The sequence below is a fragment of the Paenibacillus wynnii genome (assembly GCF_000757885.1).
Taxonomy (GTDB): domain Bacteria; phylum Bacillota; class Bacilli; order Paenibacillales; family Paenibacillaceae; genus Paenibacillus_AQ; species Paenibacillus_AQ wynnii.
The window spans coordinates 1,099,864-1,118,812 of sequence record NZ_JQCR01000002.1 but is presented as its reverse complement, the minus strand read 5'-3'; the positions used below and the strand labels follow the sequence as shown (position 1 = coordinate 1,118,812).

15 protein-coding genes are annotated in these 18,949 nt (G+C 45.5%); 8 read left to right on the top strand and 7 right to left on the bottom strand.

All coding sequences use genetic code 11. From position 1 onward, the window contains the following. Positions 1-57 precede the first annotated feature (57 nt). Together PWYN_RS07590 and PWYN_RS07585 are read left to right on the top strand one after the other, a co-directional pair. Positions 58-936 carry a carbohydrate ABC transporter permease gene (locus tag PWYN_RS07590; protein WP_036650079.1) on the top strand — a complete coding sequence of 293 codons (879 nt, stop codon included), beginning with the start codon at positions 58-60 and terminating at the stop codon, positions 934-936. A 47-nt stretch (positions 937-983) separates the two neighbouring features. After that, positions 984-1,886, top strand: a complete 903-nt coding sequence (locus PWYN_RS07585; RefSeq protein ID WP_036650077.1) for a carbohydrate ABC transporter permease — start codon at positions 984-986, stop codon at positions 1,884-1,886. Positions 1,887-1,985: 99 nt separating this feature from the next. Here PWYN_RS07585 and PWYN_RS07580 read toward each other — a convergent pair whose 3' ends face one another. The 3 genes from PWYN_RS07580 to PWYN_RS07570 form a co-directional block, all read right to left on the bottom strand. Next, on the bottom strand, positions 1,986-2,483 hold the full coding sequence (locus PWYN_RS07580; protein WP_036650075.1) for a hypothetical protein: 498 nt from the start codon (positions 2,481-2,483) through the stop codon (positions 1,986-1,988). Positions 2,484-2,576: 93 nt separating this feature from the next. Beyond that, complete coding sequence (locus PWYN_RS07575) at positions 2,577-3,983, bottom strand: sensor histidine kinase (RefSeq protein WP_036650073.1); 1,407 nt, start codon at positions 3,981-3,983, stop codon at positions 2,577-2,579. Continuing rightward, a complete protein-coding gene (locus PWYN_RS07570) occupies positions 3,971-4,651 on the bottom strand; it encodes a response regulator transcription factor (RefSeq protein ID WP_036650071.1) in 681 nt (226 codons plus the stop codon). Before PWYN_RS07570 ends, PWYN_RS07575 begins: the two co-directional genes overlap by 13 nt. Positions 4,652-4,844: 193 nt before the next feature. Between PWYN_RS07570 and PWYN_RS07565 the strand changes: the two genes are divergently transcribed. The 4 genes from PWYN_RS07565 to PWYN_RS07550 all read left to right on the top strand — a co-directional run bounded on the left by PWYN_RS07565 (position 4,845) and on the right by PWYN_RS07550 (position 7,737). Then, positions 4,845-5,576 carry a YceI family protein gene (locus tag PWYN_RS07565; protein ID WP_036650069.1) on the top strand — a complete coding sequence of 244 codons (732 nt, stop codon included), beginning with the start codon at positions 4,845-4,847 and terminating at the stop codon, positions 5,574-5,576. Between the two features lie 122 nt (positions 5,577-5,698). Further along, positions 5,699-6,088, top strand: a complete 390-nt coding sequence (locus PWYN_RS07560; protein WP_036650067.1) for a (deoxy)nucleoside triphosphate pyrophosphohydrolase — start codon at positions 5,699-5,701, stop codon at positions 6,086-6,088. A gap of 120 nt (positions 6,089-6,208) precedes the next feature. Then, positions 6,209-7,207, top strand: a complete 999-nt coding sequence (locus PWYN_RS07555; protein WP_036650064.1) for a Gfo/Idh/MocA family protein — start codon at positions 6,209-6,211, stop codon at positions 7,205-7,207. A gap of 164 nt (positions 7,208-7,371) precedes the next feature. Further along, positions 7,372-7,737 (top strand): hypothetical protein, encoded by a 366-nt coding sequence (locus PWYN_RS07550; protein WP_036650062.1) that lies wholly within the window; start codon positions 7,372-7,374, stop codon positions 7,735-7,737. 751 nt (positions 7,738-8,488) lie between these two features. Here the strand turns inward: PWYN_RS07550 and PWYN_RS07545 are convergent. The 4 genes from PWYN_RS07545 to PWYN_RS07530 all read right to left on the bottom strand — a co-directional run bounded on the left by PWYN_RS07545 (position 8,489) and on the right by PWYN_RS07530 (position 13,337). After that, entirely contained in the window at positions 8,489-9,124 is a 636-nt protein-coding gene (locus PWYN_RS07545; protein ID WP_036650060.1) for a hypothetical protein, read from the bottom strand. Positions 9,125-9,140: 16 nt separating this feature from the next. Beyond that, a complete protein-coding gene (locus PWYN_RS07540) occupies positions 9,141-9,761 on the bottom strand; it encodes a zinc-dependent metalloprotease family protein (RefSeq protein ID WP_205622739.1) in 621 nt (206 codons plus the stop codon). Positions 9,762-10,606: 845 nt separating this feature from the next. Then, positions 10,607-12,379: a hypothetical protein gene (locus PWYN_RS07535; protein WP_036650056.1), complete on the bottom strand. Its 1,773-nt coding sequence runs from the start codon at positions 12,377-12,379 to the stop codon at positions 10,607-10,609. A 31-nt stretch (positions 12,380-12,410) separates the two neighbouring features. Beyond that, positions 12,411-13,337: a hypothetical protein gene (locus PWYN_RS07530; protein WP_036650054.1), complete on the bottom strand. Its 927-nt coding sequence runs from the start codon at positions 13,335-13,337 to the stop codon at positions 12,411-12,413. Positions 13,338-13,687: 350 nt separating this feature from the next. On the opposite strand from PWYN_RS07530, the gene PWYN_RS07525 reads away from it, so the two are divergent. Both PWYN_RS07525 and PWYN_RS07520 read left to right on the top strand, forming a co-directional pair. After that, complete coding sequence (locus PWYN_RS07525) at positions 13,688-15,526, top strand: VWA domain-containing protein (protein ID WP_052087820.1); 1,839 nt, start codon at positions 13,688-13,690, stop codon at positions 15,524-15,526. 32 nt (positions 15,527-15,558) lie between these two features. Then, positions 15,559-18,948, top strand: a complete 3,390-nt coding sequence (locus PWYN_RS07520; RefSeq protein WP_036650051.1) for a tubulin-like doman-containing protein — start codon at positions 15,559-15,561, stop codon at positions 18,946-18,948. The last annotated feature ends 1 nt before the right edge of the window (position 18,949 follow it).

Here is an 18,949-nt window from a genome sequence, read left to right as displayed (position 1 = left end):
ACAGTAATGTGTCAGATTTCTGGCACATTACTTTTACAAAAGGAGAAATGAACGCCTATGAAAAAGAAGTTGAATTTAGCGCCGGTTTTCTTTGTAGGTCCGCATCTTATTTTATTTGCCGTTTTTATTTTTTTACCAACGCTTTACGGTATCTATGCTTCATTCACCAAATGGAATCTAATGAGCGATCCGGTTTGGGTAGGCCTTGATAACTATAGAACCATTCTTTTTGATACGGAATCGACTTTTCATACTCAATTTAATAATGGACTGAGAAATACGCTGGTCTTCGTCGCTCTTAGCGTGCCTTTATTGATTGTGATTCCTCTAATGGTCGCTGTTGCTCTGGAGCATAAAAAAGTAAAAATGAAAACACTGATCCAATCTATTCTTTATATTCCAGGCCTGATTTCCATCTCGGCAGCAGCTCTGATCTGGTCCCTGATGTTCAACAAGCAGCTCGGAATCACTGGAAATGTATTTGGATCAGATACGGCTTGGGCAGCGCACCAACCTTATGCTTGGATAATCATTATTGTACTGACCGTATGGGGTGGTGTTGGAGGCAATATGATTATTTATCGAGCTTCCATAAGCGGTGTGGGACAAGACTTGTATGAAGCCGCAGAAATGGATGGAGCCGGTTCTATTCGTAAATTCTTTAGTATTACCCTGCCATCTATTCGTTTTCCATTAATCTTTACCTTTGTCATGACGACAGCTGGTGCTTTCAATGTCTTTGGCCAACCTTTAATGATGACCGATGGCGGCCCGCAGCAGAGTACACATGTATTAATGATGTATATTCGTCAATTAGCCTTCGGTAACGGGGAATCTATTGCCGGAATGGCATCCGCGATGGCGGTGTTACTGGGACTGGTTATTTTGGTAATCTCAGCCCTGCAGTATTATGTCATGAACCGAAATGCAACCTAGGTATCGGGCGAATAATTAAATGGAAATGGAAAAGGTAGGTGTAACAAATGGCGAACACAGTAGTGACTGAACCAAGAATCAACAATGAAAAAGGTTCAAGAAAATGGTCCTCGAATATAAGTATATCGAAATATATAGCTTATCTATTTTTGATTTTCCTTTGTGTGATTTTCGCAATTCCTGTTATCTTCGGCATTACCACATCCTTTAGATCTCAAACAGAGGTTGTTTCCGCGGGGTTTAGGCTTTTACCAGTGAACTGGATATTTGATAACTATGTTAATATCTTGGAAAATACATCGACAGCACCTATCATGCTCTGGTTGAGAAACTCTCTTTATATAGCCACCTTCCATACGCTTTTAGTTGTAGTTGTAATTTCGATTACCGGCTATGGGTATTCTCGTATGAATTTTAGAGGAAGAGACACCTTGTTCTTTACTTTGATGGGAATTTCCTTCTTCCCTGGTGTTGTGAACTTAATCCCTTCTTATAAAATTATTGATGCTTTAGGATGGGTAAACACATCTTGGGCAATGATTATTCCTGGTTTGGCAGGCATGGGCAATATTTTCTTGGTTCGACAATTCATGAACAACATACCTAAAGAGCTGGATGAATCTGCTCGTGTAGACGGCGCCAGTGACTTTAGAATTTATTTCTCTATTATATTAGCGCTCGTAAAACCGGTATTAATCGTATGTGCACTATTTTCCTTTACCGGATCGTGGAACGATTTCCTCTGGCCTGTCATCGTATATACAGATGTAGATAAAATGCCAGTAACAGCCGGTCTGCTTTTATTGCAGGATATTTACGGAAACTACCGGATGATTGGACAATTGATGGGTTCCGCGATATTAGCCATTATTCCAACCTTGCTGCTGTTCTTATTTGCACAGAAATATTTTGTGCAGTCCATTAATTTGAACTCAGGGATTAAAGGTTAAATGCATTATGAATCAACAATCAACAACAAATCAAACAGGCATCTTACGCGCAGTCCTTAGTGCGTAAGATGCCTGTTGTGTTGTTAAAGTTAGATTGTTCTAAGCCTGTTCCGAAGCAAATCCTTCTTCCGCCAAGTATTCCTTAGCTTCCTCAATCGTTTCAAACGCCATCTCCAGATGAAGGCCTGCATAGAGATACCACAGATCTTCTTCAAACCTGAGAGTAAGTTCGTTTCCCTCCGAGTCTTTCCAGAGAGTTTCCCCTTGGGCAGCAGCCTTGGCTTTCTTTCTTTTGCCTAGGACTGGAGCTTCCGGTATTTTGACGGATAAAGAGGTAATGGAAGCTTCAAGCAGACTCCGCAGCTCCGACTCCGAGAAATCACGGATGTTCACAAATCCTTTATCGTCCGTCTCATAACCTCTTAACAACCCTGCAAAAACGTAGCCGTTCCCGTTCGGATGAAGATGGAAGGCGACCGTTTTTTTATCATGCTGGCTTTCCTCGAAGTGATAATTCACGCGTCCCAGCGATACGTTTTTACGCTCCAGCTCAGGATATGAATCCAAAATCACTAATTTTTGTGCGAATGTTAACATAAACAGCCTCCGGTTCACGGTTTCATTGTGCAAGTGATTATATCATGTTGTCCTGAAGCCGACTACTTTAAAAGTACTCTCTCCATGATCTGACTATCGTTGGAGCGGTAAAGTTAATACAAAGGTACATCCGGCCTCCGGGAGGTCATGATCACGAAGCTTCAGGCTTCCACTCATAGACTCTGCAAGCAGTGTGCTGAAGGTAAGACCGAGACCTAGACCGCGAAGAGTGCTCTGCTTGTAGCCGCCCCGGAAAAAAGCCTCGAAAATAAGCCCCCGATGCTCCGCTAATATCCCTGTGCCGTTATCGGTGATGATGATTTCAGCAGTACCGCGCCCTGTGTTGTGGAGCTCAATAGTAAGCTTGAGCGGGATGCCCTGCTGCTTGGCTTGGACGCTATTGTTCAGCAGATTCACGATGATTTGTTGAACCCGCAGCGGGTCTCCCCTTAGGAATAAAGGTGTAGTGGGTAGAGTTAGTTCCGGCTCAGACACCCCACTATCCTGTGTAAGGAACCATTGATATACGATTTCGGACAGAAGCGGGATAGCTGCAAGCCTGTCATGCCGGATGGAGATCACCCCTGCAGCCAGTGCATTGTAATCCAAGAGGTCTGCCACCATACGCTGCAGCTTTCCGGCTTCCAGTAGAGCGATATCCAGGAACTCATCCGCTTCATCACCTTCAACAACCTTCTCGCGTACCGCATGAATAAGACCTTTAATAGAGGTAACCGGTGTTTTCAGCTCATGGGATACCCCTGCCAGCATTATAGCCCGGGATTGCTCGAGCTGCTTCAGTCTGCCTGCCATCTCCTGAAAAGATACAATCAGCTCATTGATCTCTCTTTCCTTGGCATTGGCCTGGATAGCGATGTCATATTGGCCGCTGCTGATTTGGCCTGCAGCTGTAGCCACCTTTAGAATAGGTCGGGCCAGTTTGCGGGCCAGGAGATATATAGTCAGCCAGCTCAGGATGATTAAGAACAATAACATGATGGCAAAAAAGCCGATCTCCTCTTGCGGGATATGCTTCAGCGTTTTCTTGGATTGCAGCACGAACACTTTACCCAGTAGGGTACCGTCTCTCTGAATCGAGGCTGTAGCCGCTTTGTATTCCGGAGAACGGACATCGTTTAACTCGTCGTTCAGCTTATGCTGCATCTCTTCCTCGGTTAGAGGGGGCATGGAGAACAGAAGCTGACCCTTATTATTAGTGATGATGACACACATCTCTACGGTTAGTTTGAAGAATCGCTTTCGGTCTTCAATGAGTGCTGTTAAATTTTGGCTTACCTCGATATTGCCGTCCGGCCCCACGCTCCGATCTGCGATTTCCTGCGCTAGCAGTCCCGTAGTTTGCATCCGGTTATCCATTGCTTCTTGCTTAATCCACCAAAAGGTAGTCAGTGCGGTGATCAGCAGCCCTATACTTATGATGATCAAGTAACGGATGGTCCAGTAGGAGAGAATAGAGGTCTGTTTTCTTAAGTTGTCCATAATTGATACCCGATTCCTCTCAGCGTACGGATTTCACCTTCACCAGTAGGCCAATGCGACAGCGCTTGACGGAGCCTTTTGATCGACAAATCCACGGCTCTATCGCTTCCCTCATAGTCCATCTCCCATACATGCTCAATTAACTGGTCTCTTCTGCAGATCTGGTTGGGGCGTTCGGCAAGAAAGAGCAGGACGGATAAATCCCGAGGAGAGAGGTTCACCTCTGCTCCGTTCAGAAGGACGCTTCTCGCTGAGTAATCTATGAATAAGCTTCCAAAATGCCTTTTGCTGCTGCCATCCGACCATTGAGAGGGGCGGCGGAGTACTGCATTTACACGAGCCACTACCTCTTCGGGGATGAATGGCTTGGACATATAGTCGTCCGCACCCCCGTCAAGACCGGCAAGACGATCCTTAATTTCATCCTTTGCCGTCAGCATGATAATGGGGCAGCTGCTTTTCTCACGAATGAGCTGCAGCAGTTCGAAGCCGTCCATGTTCGGCAGCATGATATCAAGAAGGATAAGCGAAGGCGGCGATAGCTCGAAGGCTTCCAGGGCCAAACGTCCATCGGGAACGCGGGTTACGTTGAAGCCGGCCTTTTTTAAATAAACACTCAGAACTCTTGAAATGGCCTCTTCATCTTCTACTATAAGAATAGATTTCAAAGTCAGTTTACCTCCTTGATATTGTAAAAGCATGTCCAGATTCCACAGGATATCTGCTTCTGTTTGCTTAAAATTATGACAAGTTTACCACATCTGGCAGACCTCCGCTTTGACATCTTCCCGACATATTGCTTTGTTAGAATGAGGAACGAGCAAAAGTACAAACTATAAAAAGATGGGTGGAGGAATAAGGATGAAGAAAAAACCTATAGTGCTGGTTGCTGCCGGTATTGTGATCGTAGCTGTTATCTCGGGTTACACAATGCTGAACAAAACACTGGGCAATAATGTGGACATTGAGTCCGTGATTCCTGCACAGAGTCAGGCGACAGACACCGCGGGAAATAAGGATGTTGCTTCAGCGGAGGGGTCAACAGGAGCAGCGGCAGGTGCCGCGGTTACAGCGGAGCAATTGAACGGAAACTGGACAATCGCTGACACCTCCAAGGTATACTGGTCGGTCACAACCTCCAAAGAAACAGTGAATTTCGTGAATCCTACGGTTACGGGCAGCTGGAATGTGGATTTGGAAGATGTGGAATCGATGACAGGTGAAGGCACAGTGAATATGGTTACGCTGGATTCCGAGAATGCCAAAAGAGATGAGCATGTGAAAAGCAAAGACTTTCTGGACGTAGAAGCCTTTCCTCAGTCTACTTTTACAGCTAAATCATTCTCTGAGCTTCCAATCGAATGGGTAGAGGGAACGCCCGTACCGATGGAACTGCAAGGGACCCTCACGGTAAAAGGGATTGCTAAAGACGTCACTTTTCAGTCCGAAGCGGCTTACAGCGGCGGGAAGTTAATGCTATCTGGAACCACAACGGTCAACTTCTCCGATTTTGGAATGAGCAACCCGCACACGGTAGTCCTAGATACTGAAAATACGCTAGAGGTACGCCTCGAGCTTGTGTTAACCAAATAAAAAATGATTTGTACGAGCAGGGACTCTTCCACGACCGTTTAGGTTTGGAGGGGTCCTTTTGTATTGCTGCGGATCTATGATTAAATAGGAGTATTCACGACATAGGAAAAAGGGGTCTTTCAGTGATTGAGGTAGCGGCAGCGATAATATATAACGGTGAAGGACAGCTGTTGATCGCCCGAAGGCGGGAGGATAAATCACAGGGAGGTCTTTGGGAATTCCCCGGCGGCAAAATCGAACCAGGCGAGAGCGTTCAGCATTGTCTGCAAAGGGAGCTGATGGAGGAGATGAGCATCTCTATCCTTCCCTATGCATTTTTTGGGACGAATAAGCATAGCTATGGAAACTTACATATCGAACTGATTGCTTGGAAAGCGGAGTATCTGGAAGGGGAAATGCAGCTAGTGGATCATGATGATTACCAATGGGTGCTGCCTAAGGGACTGGGTCAGTTTGTCTTTGCTCCGGCGGATGTTCCATTTGTAGAGCGGCTGCTGAAGGAGTCTAGGTAAATAAATCAGTGCCCGTACATGAGAACGGAAGCGGTACGGTAGACGAGTTCCTTTTTACTTGTGTACCGTATTTTGATACAATCACAATGATAGAATGTATGACTGGGAGGAGAAACGTTAATGGCTGGAGACAACGCTTACAAGGTGAAATGGGGTATCATCAGTACCGGCTGGATCGCTCATCAGTTCGTAACGGATTTAGTTCATTGTTCTAATGGTGTGGCCTATGCAGTGGGATCTCGTTCGCAGGAAAGTGCGGATGAATTTGCCCGCAATCACGGCATATCCAAAGCGTATGCAACCTATGAGGATTTAGTAAATGACCCTGAGGTGGATGCTGTTTATATTGGAACACCGCACCCTTTTCATAAAGAGAATGCGCTTTTGGCGCTACGTGCAGGCAAAGCTGTGCTGTGCGAGAAGCCTTTTACAGTAAATAGCCGTGAATTAGAGGAAGTTGTGGCTTACGCGCGTGAGCATAAGCTGTTTCTGATGGAGGCCATGTGGAGCCGCTTTATACCGGCAATAGTTAAGGTCAGAGAGTGGATTGCCGAAGGACGGATCGGTGAAGTGCGTCTGGTAAAAGCGGATCTAGGCTTCCGGGCAGATTGGAATCCTGAAGGACGATTGCTGAATCCGAATCTCGGAGGCGGTGCGCTGCTGGATGTGGGCATTTATCCGATCTCTTTTGCCTCAATGGTCTTTGGACCGCATCCTGAAAAAATATCAAGCATAGTGCATATCGGTGAGACCGGGGTGGACGAGCATTTCTCGATGCTTCTCTCCTATGAAGGCGGGCGTACAGCTTCTCTGAACGCAGGAATACGTCTCAAAATGCTGGAGGAAGCGCATGTTTTTGGGACGGAAGGTCATATTATCGTGGAGGGCACCTTAGTAAATCCGAAATCAGCAGCGCTGTATGTGGGTGGAGAGAAGGTAGAATCTTTTGAGCATGAACGCAGCTCTATCGGTTATGTATATGAAGCTGAAGAGGTGGGCCGCTGCCTGCAAGCAGGGCTGACAGAAAGTCCAATCATGCCGCTTGATGAGTCTCTGGCCATCCTGAAGCTGCTGGATGAAGTGCGTGCACAGTGGGGACTTGTCTATCCAGGTGAATAATTCTTAGTAGAACATAAGACCATAATAACAATACAACCCCCGGGCGATGTGCTTTTTGGTTCCGGGGGTTGCTGTATACATAAATCGCGTAGTGAGGTTTGTTTCTGCGAACGGAGCCTGATATCTATTATAATGAGGGCATATTCAATTAGGGGGAAGCTAGCATGACTTCAACATCGAAAAGACTTCTGATTCATCTCGGAGTGTACACGGTACTCTTCTTTCTGATTCCATTTCTCCAAACCAATACAGCGAATGCTACTATGAATGATCTGGGCATATGGATACTCTTATTGCTTATGGTCAATCCGACGGCGATACTGATTATTACAGGTGAGGCAGGGTTGCGAATAGGCTTTAATATCATCATGTGTCTGCTCCCGGCGGTGTTGTTCACCTTGTCGGTATATATTTTCTTTAAAGGCAACAGTAGCGCCTTTTCCTACTCGATCATGTATGGCGTGATAGCATTGGCGAGTAATGGAGTTGGTGCTTATTTTAAAAACAAAAATAAGAACAAAAAGAAATAGTAGATCACACTCAGAAATAGTAGGTTTGTGTGCCCATGCGCTCCATGCGTCCGCTTCTAGATGGAATGAGTGAAATAAGAGGTAAAAGTACAATTAAATTAGCTTCCGAAGCTGAGAATGGTGAAATGAAGGGTAAAAGTGCAATTGAATTAGCCCTTGGAGCTGAAAATCGGAGGTAGTCAGTGTAATAGATGTATTTTATACACTTATTTCTAGCTTTTGGTGCTCGGATGTATGGATAGATGTACTTTGTGCAACTAAAAACACGAATATGGCGGTTAAACCCCGGAATACCCAAAAATAAGTGTATAAAGTGCAATTAAACACCCTAAAGTGTGCTAAGGGAGAAATATAAGTGTACATTGTGCAACTATAAATATTGAAACCCATGTAGGTAGACGATTTGCCGTATTTGTCGCGGAAACCCGAGGGAAACGGCGAGATCAAGCAAAAGAAAAACAAAAGTAAAATCAAAAACAAAAGCACGGGTCTTCCTCCTAAATGAAGCAAATCACGGTTTTTTTCATTGTTTCCACGGAAGACTAATCGGCTGTCACGGTTGAATTTGGCTGAATTTGGAGATCCAGAATCCAGATAAGACTTTTATGCAGAAGTAAAAAAAGGAGCTGCGGCAAGGAGCTCCTTTTCATTTATACCTGATGTTCATGTTCCTTTATTAAAATTATCGTGCCCCGTTAGTTCAGTAATGGATAGAAGCAATCATTGCATGCCTTCTTGGATCAGACAGGGCCTAATCTTTATATTTTTTAATTGCTTCTTCTTTTAATTTATTGAAATGATCGGTATTTTCACCAATGTATTCAACATTCTCTAATTGTTGCTCCGATATTGCATTACTCTTGAACTCCGAAATTTCATCTGCATTTTCAATATTAAATTTCCCCTGGTACGATCCATTTATAGCATATGTGTTGTCTCCGGTTTTCCGTAAGAATAGCATATACTGATCAGAATCGTTCATTTTGACATATCCCTCTAAATTATAATATACGCCATTTTCTACTCGTCCATCTTCCATTACGGTTACTAGAGTTTCTTTTGTGATATTGTTGCCCTTTAATACTTTATCAATTTGAAATGGGGTTTTGCCGAGTGTATCAATTACCTCTCCATTATCAGTTTTAACTTGATAAGTATCTTGCTGTCCTGCGACATGTCCAATTACAATAACTTCCGAATAGTTATCTAAAGTGTTCAACTCTTCATAATACGGCATTTTAGCGTGACTCGTAGCAATTTGATAATTGATATTATTTTGGGCATCTACTACTACAGTACGATTTGCATCTCCATTAGCATTGATAATACCGAACCCGATAAATGAGACGATCGCCAAAGAGGAAATGATATAGATAGTTTTTCTCATTTTTCACTCACTCCTTTTAGTATTTATAATCGATATTTGAGTAGTCAAGAGTCTGGGGAGAACCATAAGAGGTGACTTTTGAGATTGCCATGACAGACACTTCACTATCTGGTTGATGGCGCAAACTTAATGAATGCCCAATTTCATGAATGGCAACGTCCAGTGTCTGTGTACGATTCATTGGCCCACCACCAGCTGCAGGAGAATGTTGAATGTAATAGTTGGCGATAACTAAATTACCTTTATAAAAGGATTTATTAGGGTTTTCTACGTCGGCATCAGTAAACGCGGTTCCTGAAGAGTCATACGGTTTAAATACCCCATAATAATTAACGTTTGCATCATTATGGACATAAAATCTTAAGGTAGCACTATCAGCTGAGGTTTTTTTGCTATAGCCTACGTTAGCTGCACTTGCCGCATCCCATTTTGCCCTTGCATCACTTAAAATTGTTGAGTATCCTAGGCCGGCTACTGTAGAGTCTTCCCACCAAGGCATAGCTGCAATTGTTGTTTTTGAGAATCCTTGACTGTTAAAAAAGGCATCTTGTGCCTGATAAGCACTTGTAAGAGTTGGAAATAATAAAGATAATGCAGCAGTAAAACCAAATACTTTTGTTAATCTCTTTTTCATCATATACCTCTCTCTGTCTAAACGAGTTAAATTGAGCATAAGTTGCATTTTTATCAAGTTTATGTATTTTATAGAATAACTATAGCACTTTTTAATCTAGGAGAATAGAATAATCTACCAAATGAAGAAATATAAACCTTCAGATTCCCCCAAAATCGTCCTTCAGGGCCGATTTTTTGTTTTGCCGGCAGCAGCAAAAAACGGCCTCTGTTCGCATCGATGGCGACAGGGTCGTTTTTTGATTTTCGCAGAAATGCTCCGATTTACTGGAGTGTCCGGTTGCTTGGGGCGCAGACATGCGCACAAAATATGTCATTTGGTACATATATACATACAAAAGGCCGGCAATTAGCGCCGGCCCGTTCAACACCCTATCGGTAATAACGCAAATTGGCTCATGATAAGAATGAGCGATGTATTAATATAATTAGTTTTTTTTAAAAATCATCATAATCTCCTTTAAATTTTATAAGGTTAATCATTGTGGTGGTTTTATATAGGGATTTTGGTACAATGAGGTCTGGCGACATCAAACCCTGAAGTGCTCAGTTTTAGAGGACGGAGCTTTCAACTTGACGATCGCCTTTCTCTATTCCTTCGCTATTAGCCTGGATAGCTTCCAAGTATTCTAGGACGCCATATTTGCATCTTCCTTGAGAATCGTAATGATCCTTTTTTTATTTCAACCTGTTTTATCTTCTCGATAGTTTCTGGCGTAGCTAATTGCTCCAGAAACTATCGATTCGCGCCCCTCCCAATAATTAACTCCAATGCTAAGCTTCATATTTCCAGCACCGGACGACTAGGATCTGGAACAAGTCATCCGACCGCCCTTTAGCTTTTTGTGTTTAAGGTTCCTGAAGACTTAAACTCCCTAATGAATTTACTATAAAAACAGGGACGTTCTGCTCTCCTACATCAGTCATTACGGTTTCATAGCCATTTTGGAATTGCCCAGTAACCATAGTATTTCCCGTGACGTTAATATCCCCCAAAAGTGAAATATAGCGCCCATCTGCATACGTAAAGGTATTTCCGTTGATATCCAAGTAAATCTCAACACTCAGCGATACATTCTCATAAGGGTGAAGCTCTAAATCTACGGCCGAAATCAGGGGATACTCCTGAACGATTTCCGCAAATTGGTACACCCCGTCAACTATGCGATACAGGGCCTTTTGGCCTTCAACTCCATCACCTATGTCCGCATTATTAAGAATAATAGAGCCATCTGGCTGCAGTTCATAGCTATCTCCCCTTAGCGTGAACAAAATCGATAACCCATCCGGCCTCATCTCATAGGCATAGAAATCGCTACGCCCTCCTTCTCCGTTGGCCTCAGCCAGAACAACCGGCAGACCGGAGGAGGAACTGAGAGCTTCATTGAATGTGAGACTGCGAAGACTCTCATATCCGGGAATAATATCTCCCGTTATACTAACCACGCTATTATCATTCTTCATTGCCGCGTAGTACAATCGGCCGGTGCTGTCAGTGCCGGCTACATATACCTGGGCGTCATAGCGTTTTTTGCCAGAGATTACATGACTATATCGTTCCGCCTCTTCGCCTCCCGGCAGCAATCGGACCGGCTCTGCGATATTCCATGACAGCAATGCCGCTGTAATCTCCGCTGATGTATCCTGAAGTGGATCTAGCTGTCCATATAACTGGATCGCTTCTGTAAACTGTCCTGCCCGAACCATGCGCCCGGCGCTTTTCAGAAGTTTACTCAGGCTGTTGTCCACGAAATGAATTACCTTAGATGAACTTAAATCTGCAGCATCTGCAAATTTTCTGTACAACAGAGCATGCTCAGTGAAAGCCGTGATGTTATTCCCCTCCACATCCTTGCTGAGGATCTGCTGTCCGCTTTTCTCTGTTTGTTCTAATACCCAGGGAGCTTCATATTGATGTAACTTGTAGCTATTCATTTGCGTCTGGGCATTGTTCAGCAAGCTTTCAAGTTGTCCTGCTGCCGCCAGAGCCGACAGCTTTCCCTTGTCATAAGCTTCGAATCGGGAGGCCAATTGCTGTTGTTTTAGCTTGGATCCGCCGAAATAAGGATCTGGAATAAGCAGGAGATTCCATTTGAAGCTATCATCCGTACTCTCTAATATAGCCTTACTTTGTGTCAATTCCTCATAGAATTGCTTCTTAAACTGCTGGAAATACGATGCTATCCTGTCTGAAATGCCTGAATTCGCTGATAACTGGCGATAATAGGTTTCATAGGGACTTCCAGGCTTCATGTAATTGGCTTTCAAACGGATAAGAGATTCATAACTTTTCATCAATCCTGCAAAGTCCTTGGTCGCCGCCTGTGCTTGGGAGGATAGGTCTAACTCCTCCAAGCCGTTTCGTATCAGAGTAATCGGGGTGAGCTTCTTCAAGCGGGCCGAAATCTCTTCATCCATATATTGAATGGAAGAGTTTGCAGCCGCTTCCTGGTACTGCTCTTCAGCGGCGATCAGATCCCCTGCAGCATACAATCGGTCTGCTTCCTGTACGGCATTTATCTTGTCCGAGATCAATAAAGCCTTCTCTCCAAGAAGTACCAACACAAAAATACACAAAATAATCATAAAATTCCGCGGGTTTATCAGTTGTTTGAACGTCATATGTAGTGACCTCTTTCGCCCTTACGGCTAACTATTGAAATTCCGGGTCCCAGCGATAGTTGGATTCAACGATTTGGGCCACGGTTTCATCAAGACCGTTCCAGGGTTCATGGGGGTTAGCGGCAATCAGCTTGGATAACCTCAGGAACCGGTCTCGGGGCAGCTCATGTACATATCTGCCTATAAAAGTGGAGTACAGCAAGGCATATCGTTTCATACGAACGGCTGCCCCGGCAACTCCGGTTAGAATAGATCGACCGTTCTCCATACGAAGAATTTGCGACTCATAAGTTTGCGTATAACGAAAGGTACGGTCTTTAATGAGGTCATGCCGAACCTTGGCAATTTCACCGATGTATTCTGCCAATAGCGGTTCAAAATCCTTCAGGAGCAGCTGTTCCATCTCCAGATCCATATCTTTGCGCAAGTGAAACCCGTGCAATAACGCCACACGCTGTCTGGCAATGCGATCACCGCGCAGAAGGATGGAGAGCTCGCGCAGCTTGTCGTAAGCCAGAACATCATTCTCACGAAGAACGGAGACGGCCTCCTGGCGATTCAGTTCTAATCCTTCTTTGATGAAATATATGTTCTGAGCTAGGAGTTCGTTCAGGCTTCTTAAATTCTCGGTAGAACGCACCTTGCGCTGGGCGTAATAGAGTAGGCCGATTAACAGCAATCCCCCGGAAGCGCAGAGTGCCATTTGGAGGAAGTCATGGCCGAAGTAGACGGAGATAAGCGTCAGTAATAGGACCAACCATAGGCGGGTACTCATTTTACGCCCGGTAATTGAAGCGGCGCGACTCTCCACAGGTGTAAGGGAGGCTTTATCACATTTCTTACATCGTTGCTCGGAAAGAGCGGTATAACTTCCGCAATGACGGCAGATACGCAGCTTGTCATAGGCATAACGCGGAGCTTTGAACGGACGGAACGTAACAGGTTTCTTCTTATTCATCAGCGCTTCTCGCCTCCGTTAAGAACAGCCAACAGTCTTTCATCGATGTCCTCGCGGCTATGCGGTTTACGCCCGCGCGAGACGTAAATGAAAATTTGAATTACGACATAAAGGAACGTAATCCCTAGGATAACGTATGAAATCATGGAAATGTCCTTTCTATCAGTCGCGCCTGTCAGCCAGAGAGGTTCCGAAATGATTCTAAAAAGATACCATCCTACTGGGCCGGCGGTCCTAAAGTTGAAGTTTGCAAGCTTTAATTATATCATTATGGCATACAATTGACAGATTTTTGAACCCTTATCCAGCTTGCCATATGTGCCAACTATAACACAAGAGGAGCCCTATTTATGCTTCATAAACATCTTAGCAAACGTACAATCAAGTCTCAAATATTCAGTATTGTTCCTGCTCTATTCCTAGTACTTAGTTTGGCAATAAGCCCGTACGCGGCTTCAACTGCACATGCCGCTGCCCCGGCACCTTCACACATTGATGCTGTCCTGTTGCTGGATGTCAGCAACTCTATGAACAAGAGTGACAAGAACAAAATCGCCAGTGAAGCGATGAAAATGTTCATAGATATGCTATCGACGCAAGGAGACAAGGTCGGGATTGTAGCCTATACCGACAAGGTACAACGGGAGAAGGCCTTGCTGCAAATCAGTTCCGCTGATGACAAGCAGGATCTGAAGGACTTCATCGATGGTTTGGACCGCGGCTCCTATACGGATATTGCCGTTGGGGTAGAAGAAGCGATTAAGGTATTGCAGAACGGAAGCGACCCTTCTCATGAGCCTATGATTGTTATGCTTGCGGACGGGAATAACGACCTGAACGAAGCGACGGGGAGAACGCAGAGCCAGTCGGATCAAGAGTTAAATCAGGCGGTAGAAGCGGCCAAGAAGAACGGGTATCCCATCTATACCATCGGTCTGAATGCAAACGGCAAGCTTAATAAGCAAATTTTAGCGGATCTTTCAGACAAGACAGGAGGTAAAGCCTTTGCGACGGATTCAGCGGATGATCTACCCCAAATCCTGAGTGAAATCTTTGCCAGCCATCTGAAGCTGAAGATTGTACCCGTTCAATCAATTACGGCGAATGGCAGCTATCAGGATGTGACCGTGAATGTGCCGAATGCCAACGTGTTGGAAGCCAATATTTCTATTATGTCGTCACAGCCTGTAACCGCGAAGCTGACGGATCCATCAGGGAAAAGCGTAGCGATTCCGTCTGGGGATGTGCTGTTATCGAAGTCCAAAACATACAGCCTAATCAAGCTATTGACGCCGCAGCAAGGCGATTGGAAGCTTCAAGTGAAGGGTGTCGCTAAGGACAAGATCGATATTAATCTCGTATTCAACTATGATTTGGAGCTGAAAATCGATCCGCTGTCTTCGAATGCCTATAAAAAAGGAGACAAAATCGATATTGCCTCCCATCTGTTCAGCAATGGGACTCAGGTAACACTCAGCAACTTGTATCAGAATATGAATGCGGTATTGCTGGCTACCGATATAGACACTGGGACGGTTGAGGAGATTCCGCTGGATAACTCTGGCGATGTTTTTAAAGGGACATTCGAGGTGAAGGACAATCATAATTATGAATTGAAGGTTCGGGCGGAAGAGAGCAGCTTTTACCGAGAGAGTGATACAGTTAAGGTTAATGCCGTGAAGGGTACAGCGGGAACCGGCAGCACCGGAGCTGGAACAGGAACCGGAACGGCGGGAGCTAATGAAGAGCCTACTGACACTTCAACCTCCTCCAAGACACTGTATTTTATCATCGCTGGAGTTCTTTTGTTACTGGCTGCAGGTGTAGCCTTATGGATGTTGTGGAAGAAGTCCACACGGGGTTTTGTAGGTCAGATGGTACTGGAAGTGCGTGATGGAAATACGGGTGAGAAAACCTATCCTCAATATAAAAAACTGAACGGATTCAGAGGGAAGTTCACCCTTCATCAATTGCTGCAGCTGGCGCCGGAGCTCAAAGAAAGTGAGAAGCTGATCTTCACACCCGGCAAGAATGACAGGTTGCTGGTTCGTGGGGGAGATGGACTGACAGTGGAAAGGTCAGGACGTAATGCAGATGCCTCCCGGGGTATGGAACTGAAGAGCGGTGACCGGATTTCGGTGCTGCTGCCAAGCGTGGACAAGACGATTATGATCGAATATTTAGTATAGTACTGAACGCAGAACTTATAGGGGGAAAGCATATGAAACCGGTAGTGAGAGAGCATATTCAGCAGTTGGACGTATCCCTTGGCGGGGGTATTGTGAGCGACAAGATCAGAGTGGATACCATTGATAATCCAATGCTGATCATAGGACTTGGCGGGACGGGTATAGACGCGCTACTGCGTTTGAAATATCAGATTAACCGCCGCTTTAAGCTGCCTGAGGATCCGTTGTCTAAGAAGAAACGGGATAAGCCCGATAATGTGGAGTTTTTAGCTTTTGAGACCAATGAACAGGATCGCGGTAAAAAATACAAAGGCATCGGGCTCGACCCGCAGAATGAATTTGTGCTGCTGGCGAATGCCGAAATCGGTGGACTTCTGCAAAACCGCAGCATCCTCGAGCCTTATATTACGGAATGGCTGTCTCCCGAGATGAGTATCACTGACGGTATGAACGGAGCAGCAGGTGTAAGACAAGCTGGCAGATTGCTGTTGTTTACGAAGATTAATCAAGTAGTTGCCGCTATTGATAAGAAGATCAAGACACTCTCTGTCGGCACGAACAAGAAGCTGATGGTATTCCTGCTGACAGGTCTTTCGGGGGGTACAGGCAGCGGTGCGTTTCTGGATATTGCCTATATCGTGCGGGGGATTATTGAACGCGACTTCGGATCCGCAGGTATTGATCGCGTCAACACTTTGGGGTATCTGTTCACACCGGACGTGAATTTAGCGAATAAAAGTCTTAGTGAGCATACCCGTGAATATATCCGCAAGAATGGTTACGCGGCGCTGAAAGAGCTGGATTACTGGATGAATGTAGACAGCCGGGGGGAGAGATTCCGCCAGCAGTACGGTAATATTTTGACGGTGAATTCCCCGCTTCCTCCGTTCAATCTATGTCATCTGATCTCTGCAACCAACACCGAAGGCAAGCTTCTGGAGAATGCCTATGATTACTGCATGAATGTAACCGCGGAGAATATTACCAACTTTATGGCCAGCGAGGAAAAGCAATCGGGTGAAGAGTTCGCCATCCATGACTATATCAGCAACATTCGGACGAATATCGCCCAGATGAATAAAACGTATCCGGCTAACTATGAATACAACATCATCGGGGCTTCTTCCGCTGTGCTGCCTATTGAGGAAATGACAACTTATCTGGCGTTTCGGCTGTTCGAGAAAATGGAGAATATGTTCCATCAGGCACCGGGTCAAGAGGATGTAGAGAAGTTTGCCCGCAAGCTTGGGATTGACCTCGACAGTATGATCAAGACCTTTGAAGCCCGTGTGCCCGAGCCGCTGCCGGGTTATCAGAACAGTGAACGTCTCAGCCATGCCAATGTGATCAAGAATCAAGTCGTAAGCATGGATACCGAGCTGGAACAGAACTTCCTGGCCCGTGCGCGTGAAGAATACATTAAATCCAAAAAGCAGCTTCCCGGTGAAATCGTTGGACGCTTCGGAGAAGAACTGGAACGGATCTTCCTGCATCCGGAGCAGGGACCCTTTTACGTATCGCGCTTACTGTTTACCGAGAAAGGCTTCTGCATTCTGAAGCTGATTCTTTCGTACATCGAGGCCTTGCGTGAGAGCCTGCTTCGTCTACCGCGTGATATTGAAACGGCGCGTGACAGTGCAGATGACAAGCTGGGCGATGCCCGCAGTGCTTTTGTATCGAAGGAAAAGAAGAAGAACGCCTATATCGAAGCCAAGATCAATGAATACTGGCTGCATGCAGATGTAGAACGCACAGAGCGCATGATTGAATTTTATGAGGACTTATATGAGCGTCTTAACGAAGAGAACAACCGGATTTACGGCGTGTTTACAGAAATCTTGAGTGCGCTTAGCTCGATCTTTGCCAAAAATGGTGAGATTCTCATCAATGGTGAAGAGCAGGCTGATCACAAAGGAAACAAGACGTATTACTGGAACATTGTTAATGTGCCGGATATTTCAGCAACGATCTCGAAGATCATGGATCAGAAGGACGGCGATGATCTGATTCGTGACTTTACCCGTGAAATGCTGAACCATTCCGGCCGTTGGGTGAAGGAGCAGGAGATTGATATTGTCCGTTCCATTTCAGAATTCTTAAGTGATAAATTCGGGGATCTGATCACCCGCTCAATGGAAGATTTCCTGGTTATGAAATATGGCAACGATGAGCCGTTGGACAAATTTGTGGAACGTATTGTCGCAGGTAAGCTGGATGAAGAAGCTGTGCCTACCTTCCATCTTAGCAACAGCTCCGGTAGCCTGCATTTCCCGTCATGGGGTTTTGTGTCCGTGCCAGTTAAAGCACCGGGAATCCTGAAGGGTATCCGCAACTACCAGAATAATGCGCTGGGCAAATCGCAGTTCACGATTAAGGAAAGTCAGGTCAAGAACCGTATTTTCTGGTTGAATACGCGGAATGGGGTACCGCTGTTTGTGTATACTCCGCTGCGGGTGTTTGAAGAAAATTATGAACGGACCATTCTGGATAAAGAAGGCATCGGCCGACATCTGGTGCAGACGGATAAGAACAACTGGACGTATCTGCCTTCTCCTATCCCTGAGAAATCATGGGGAGATACTTATGTCAACAACCGTGTCCGTGATTATAACGCTAGAGTACGGGCGGATTTCGCGCAGGCGTTGGAGCTGGGTATCATCAAGGAAAAAGGAGTAGACGAGAATACAAGCAGCCGTTATTCGGTTATCTTCACCAAGCCATTTGATCTGGAGGCGTTCCTTCGCGGCTATAATCTTCAGCTGCAATCGGGACGGCCGAATATGGGAGAAGTGAAGAAGGCAGCAGATGATCTGAATAACCTGCGCGACAAAGGGTTGGAGCGTGAAGGCATTAAAGATATCTTCGGCAGTATTAATAGAGATCTGGCTCAGGAGAACCTGATCCGTTCGCCGCAGCTCATCTCCCGAGTACGCGAGGAGCTGGCGAAATACGCGGTATTAGCAACTCAGGCCGCAGAGCTGGAAGCCCTGCTTCATCAATTTTTGGATGAAGAGAAATGGATGGATCAATTCATTGAGGCACTGTATACGGACAGTATTATTAAGAAAGGTGCGCTGTACGTGTATGACCGGGATGAGGAAGAGGATGCCTGGGAACCGTTCGCCAATTTAATGAAAGAACGCAGCTATGTAGAGTTTGCGGTGTACCGTCATTTCCGTGAGCTGGATGAGAAGAGCCGCAGTGTGCTGCTGCGCAAGGCGGCACGCCGTGCCGGTGAAATGACCGCTGCGGAAGACGTATCACCGCTCCTGTATAAGCTGGAAGGCCTGTATGTCACCTTCCTTGAAGCGCGAGACAGCCTTGAATATGAACGGGTGGAGCATGCCAACGGCGACGAGATGTATGGATTCTATAAGAGCATGACTGGTAAGCTAAGCAACATCCGCAGAAAGCTGAAATAGT

Bases quoted from the DNA above. Each gene is read 5' to 3' on its own strand.
- PWYN_RS07590 (WP_036650079.1), top strand. From the start codon at position 58: ATGAAAAAGAAGTTGAATTTAGCGCCGGTTTTCTTTGTAGGTCCGCAT.
- PWYN_RS07585 (WP_036650077.1), top strand. From the start codon at position 984: ATGGCGAACACAGTAGTGACTGAACCAAGAATCAACAATGAAAAAGGT.
- PWYN_RS07580 (WP_036650075.1), bottom strand. From the start codon at position 2,483: ATGTTAACATTCGCACAAAAATTAGTGATTTTGGATTCATATCCTGAG.
- PWYN_RS07575 (WP_036650073.1), bottom strand. From the start codon at position 3,983: ATGGACAACTTAAGAAAACAGACCTCTATTCTCTCCTACTGGACCATC.
- PWYN_RS07565 (WP_036650069.1), top strand. From the start codon at position 4,845: ATGAAGAAAAAACCTATAGTGCTGGTTGCTGCCGGTATTGTGATCGTA.
- PWYN_RS07555 (WP_036650064.1), top strand. From the start codon at position 6,209: ATGGCTGGAGACAACGCTTACAAGGTGAAATGGGGTATCATCAGTACC.
- PWYN_RS07550 (WP_036650062.1), top strand. From the start codon at position 7,372: ATGACTTCAACATCGAAAAGACTTCTGATTCATCTCGGAGTGTACACG.
- PWYN_RS07545 (WP_036650060.1), bottom strand. From the start codon at position 9,124: ATGAGAAAAACTATCTATATCATTTCCTCTTTGGCGATCGTCTCATTT.
- PWYN_RS07540 (WP_205622739.1), bottom strand. From the start codon at position 9,761: ATGATGAAAAAGAGATTAACAAAAGTATTTGGTTTTACTGCTGCATTA.
- PWYN_RS07535 (WP_036650056.1), bottom strand. From the start codon at position 12,379: ATGACGTTCAAACAACTGATAAACCCGCGGAATTTTATGATTATTTTG.
- PWYN_RS07530 (WP_036650054.1), bottom strand. From the start codon at position 13,337: ATGAATAAGAAGAAACCTGTTACGTTCCGTCCGTTCAAAGCTCCGCGT.
- PWYN_RS07525 (WP_052087820.1), top strand. From the start codon at position 13,688: ATGCTTCATAAACATCTTAGCAAACGTACAATCAAGTCTCAAATATTC.
- PWYN_RS07520 (WP_036650051.1), top strand. From the start codon at position 15,559: ATGAAACCGGTAGTGAGAGAGCATATTCAGCAGTTGGACGTATCCCTT.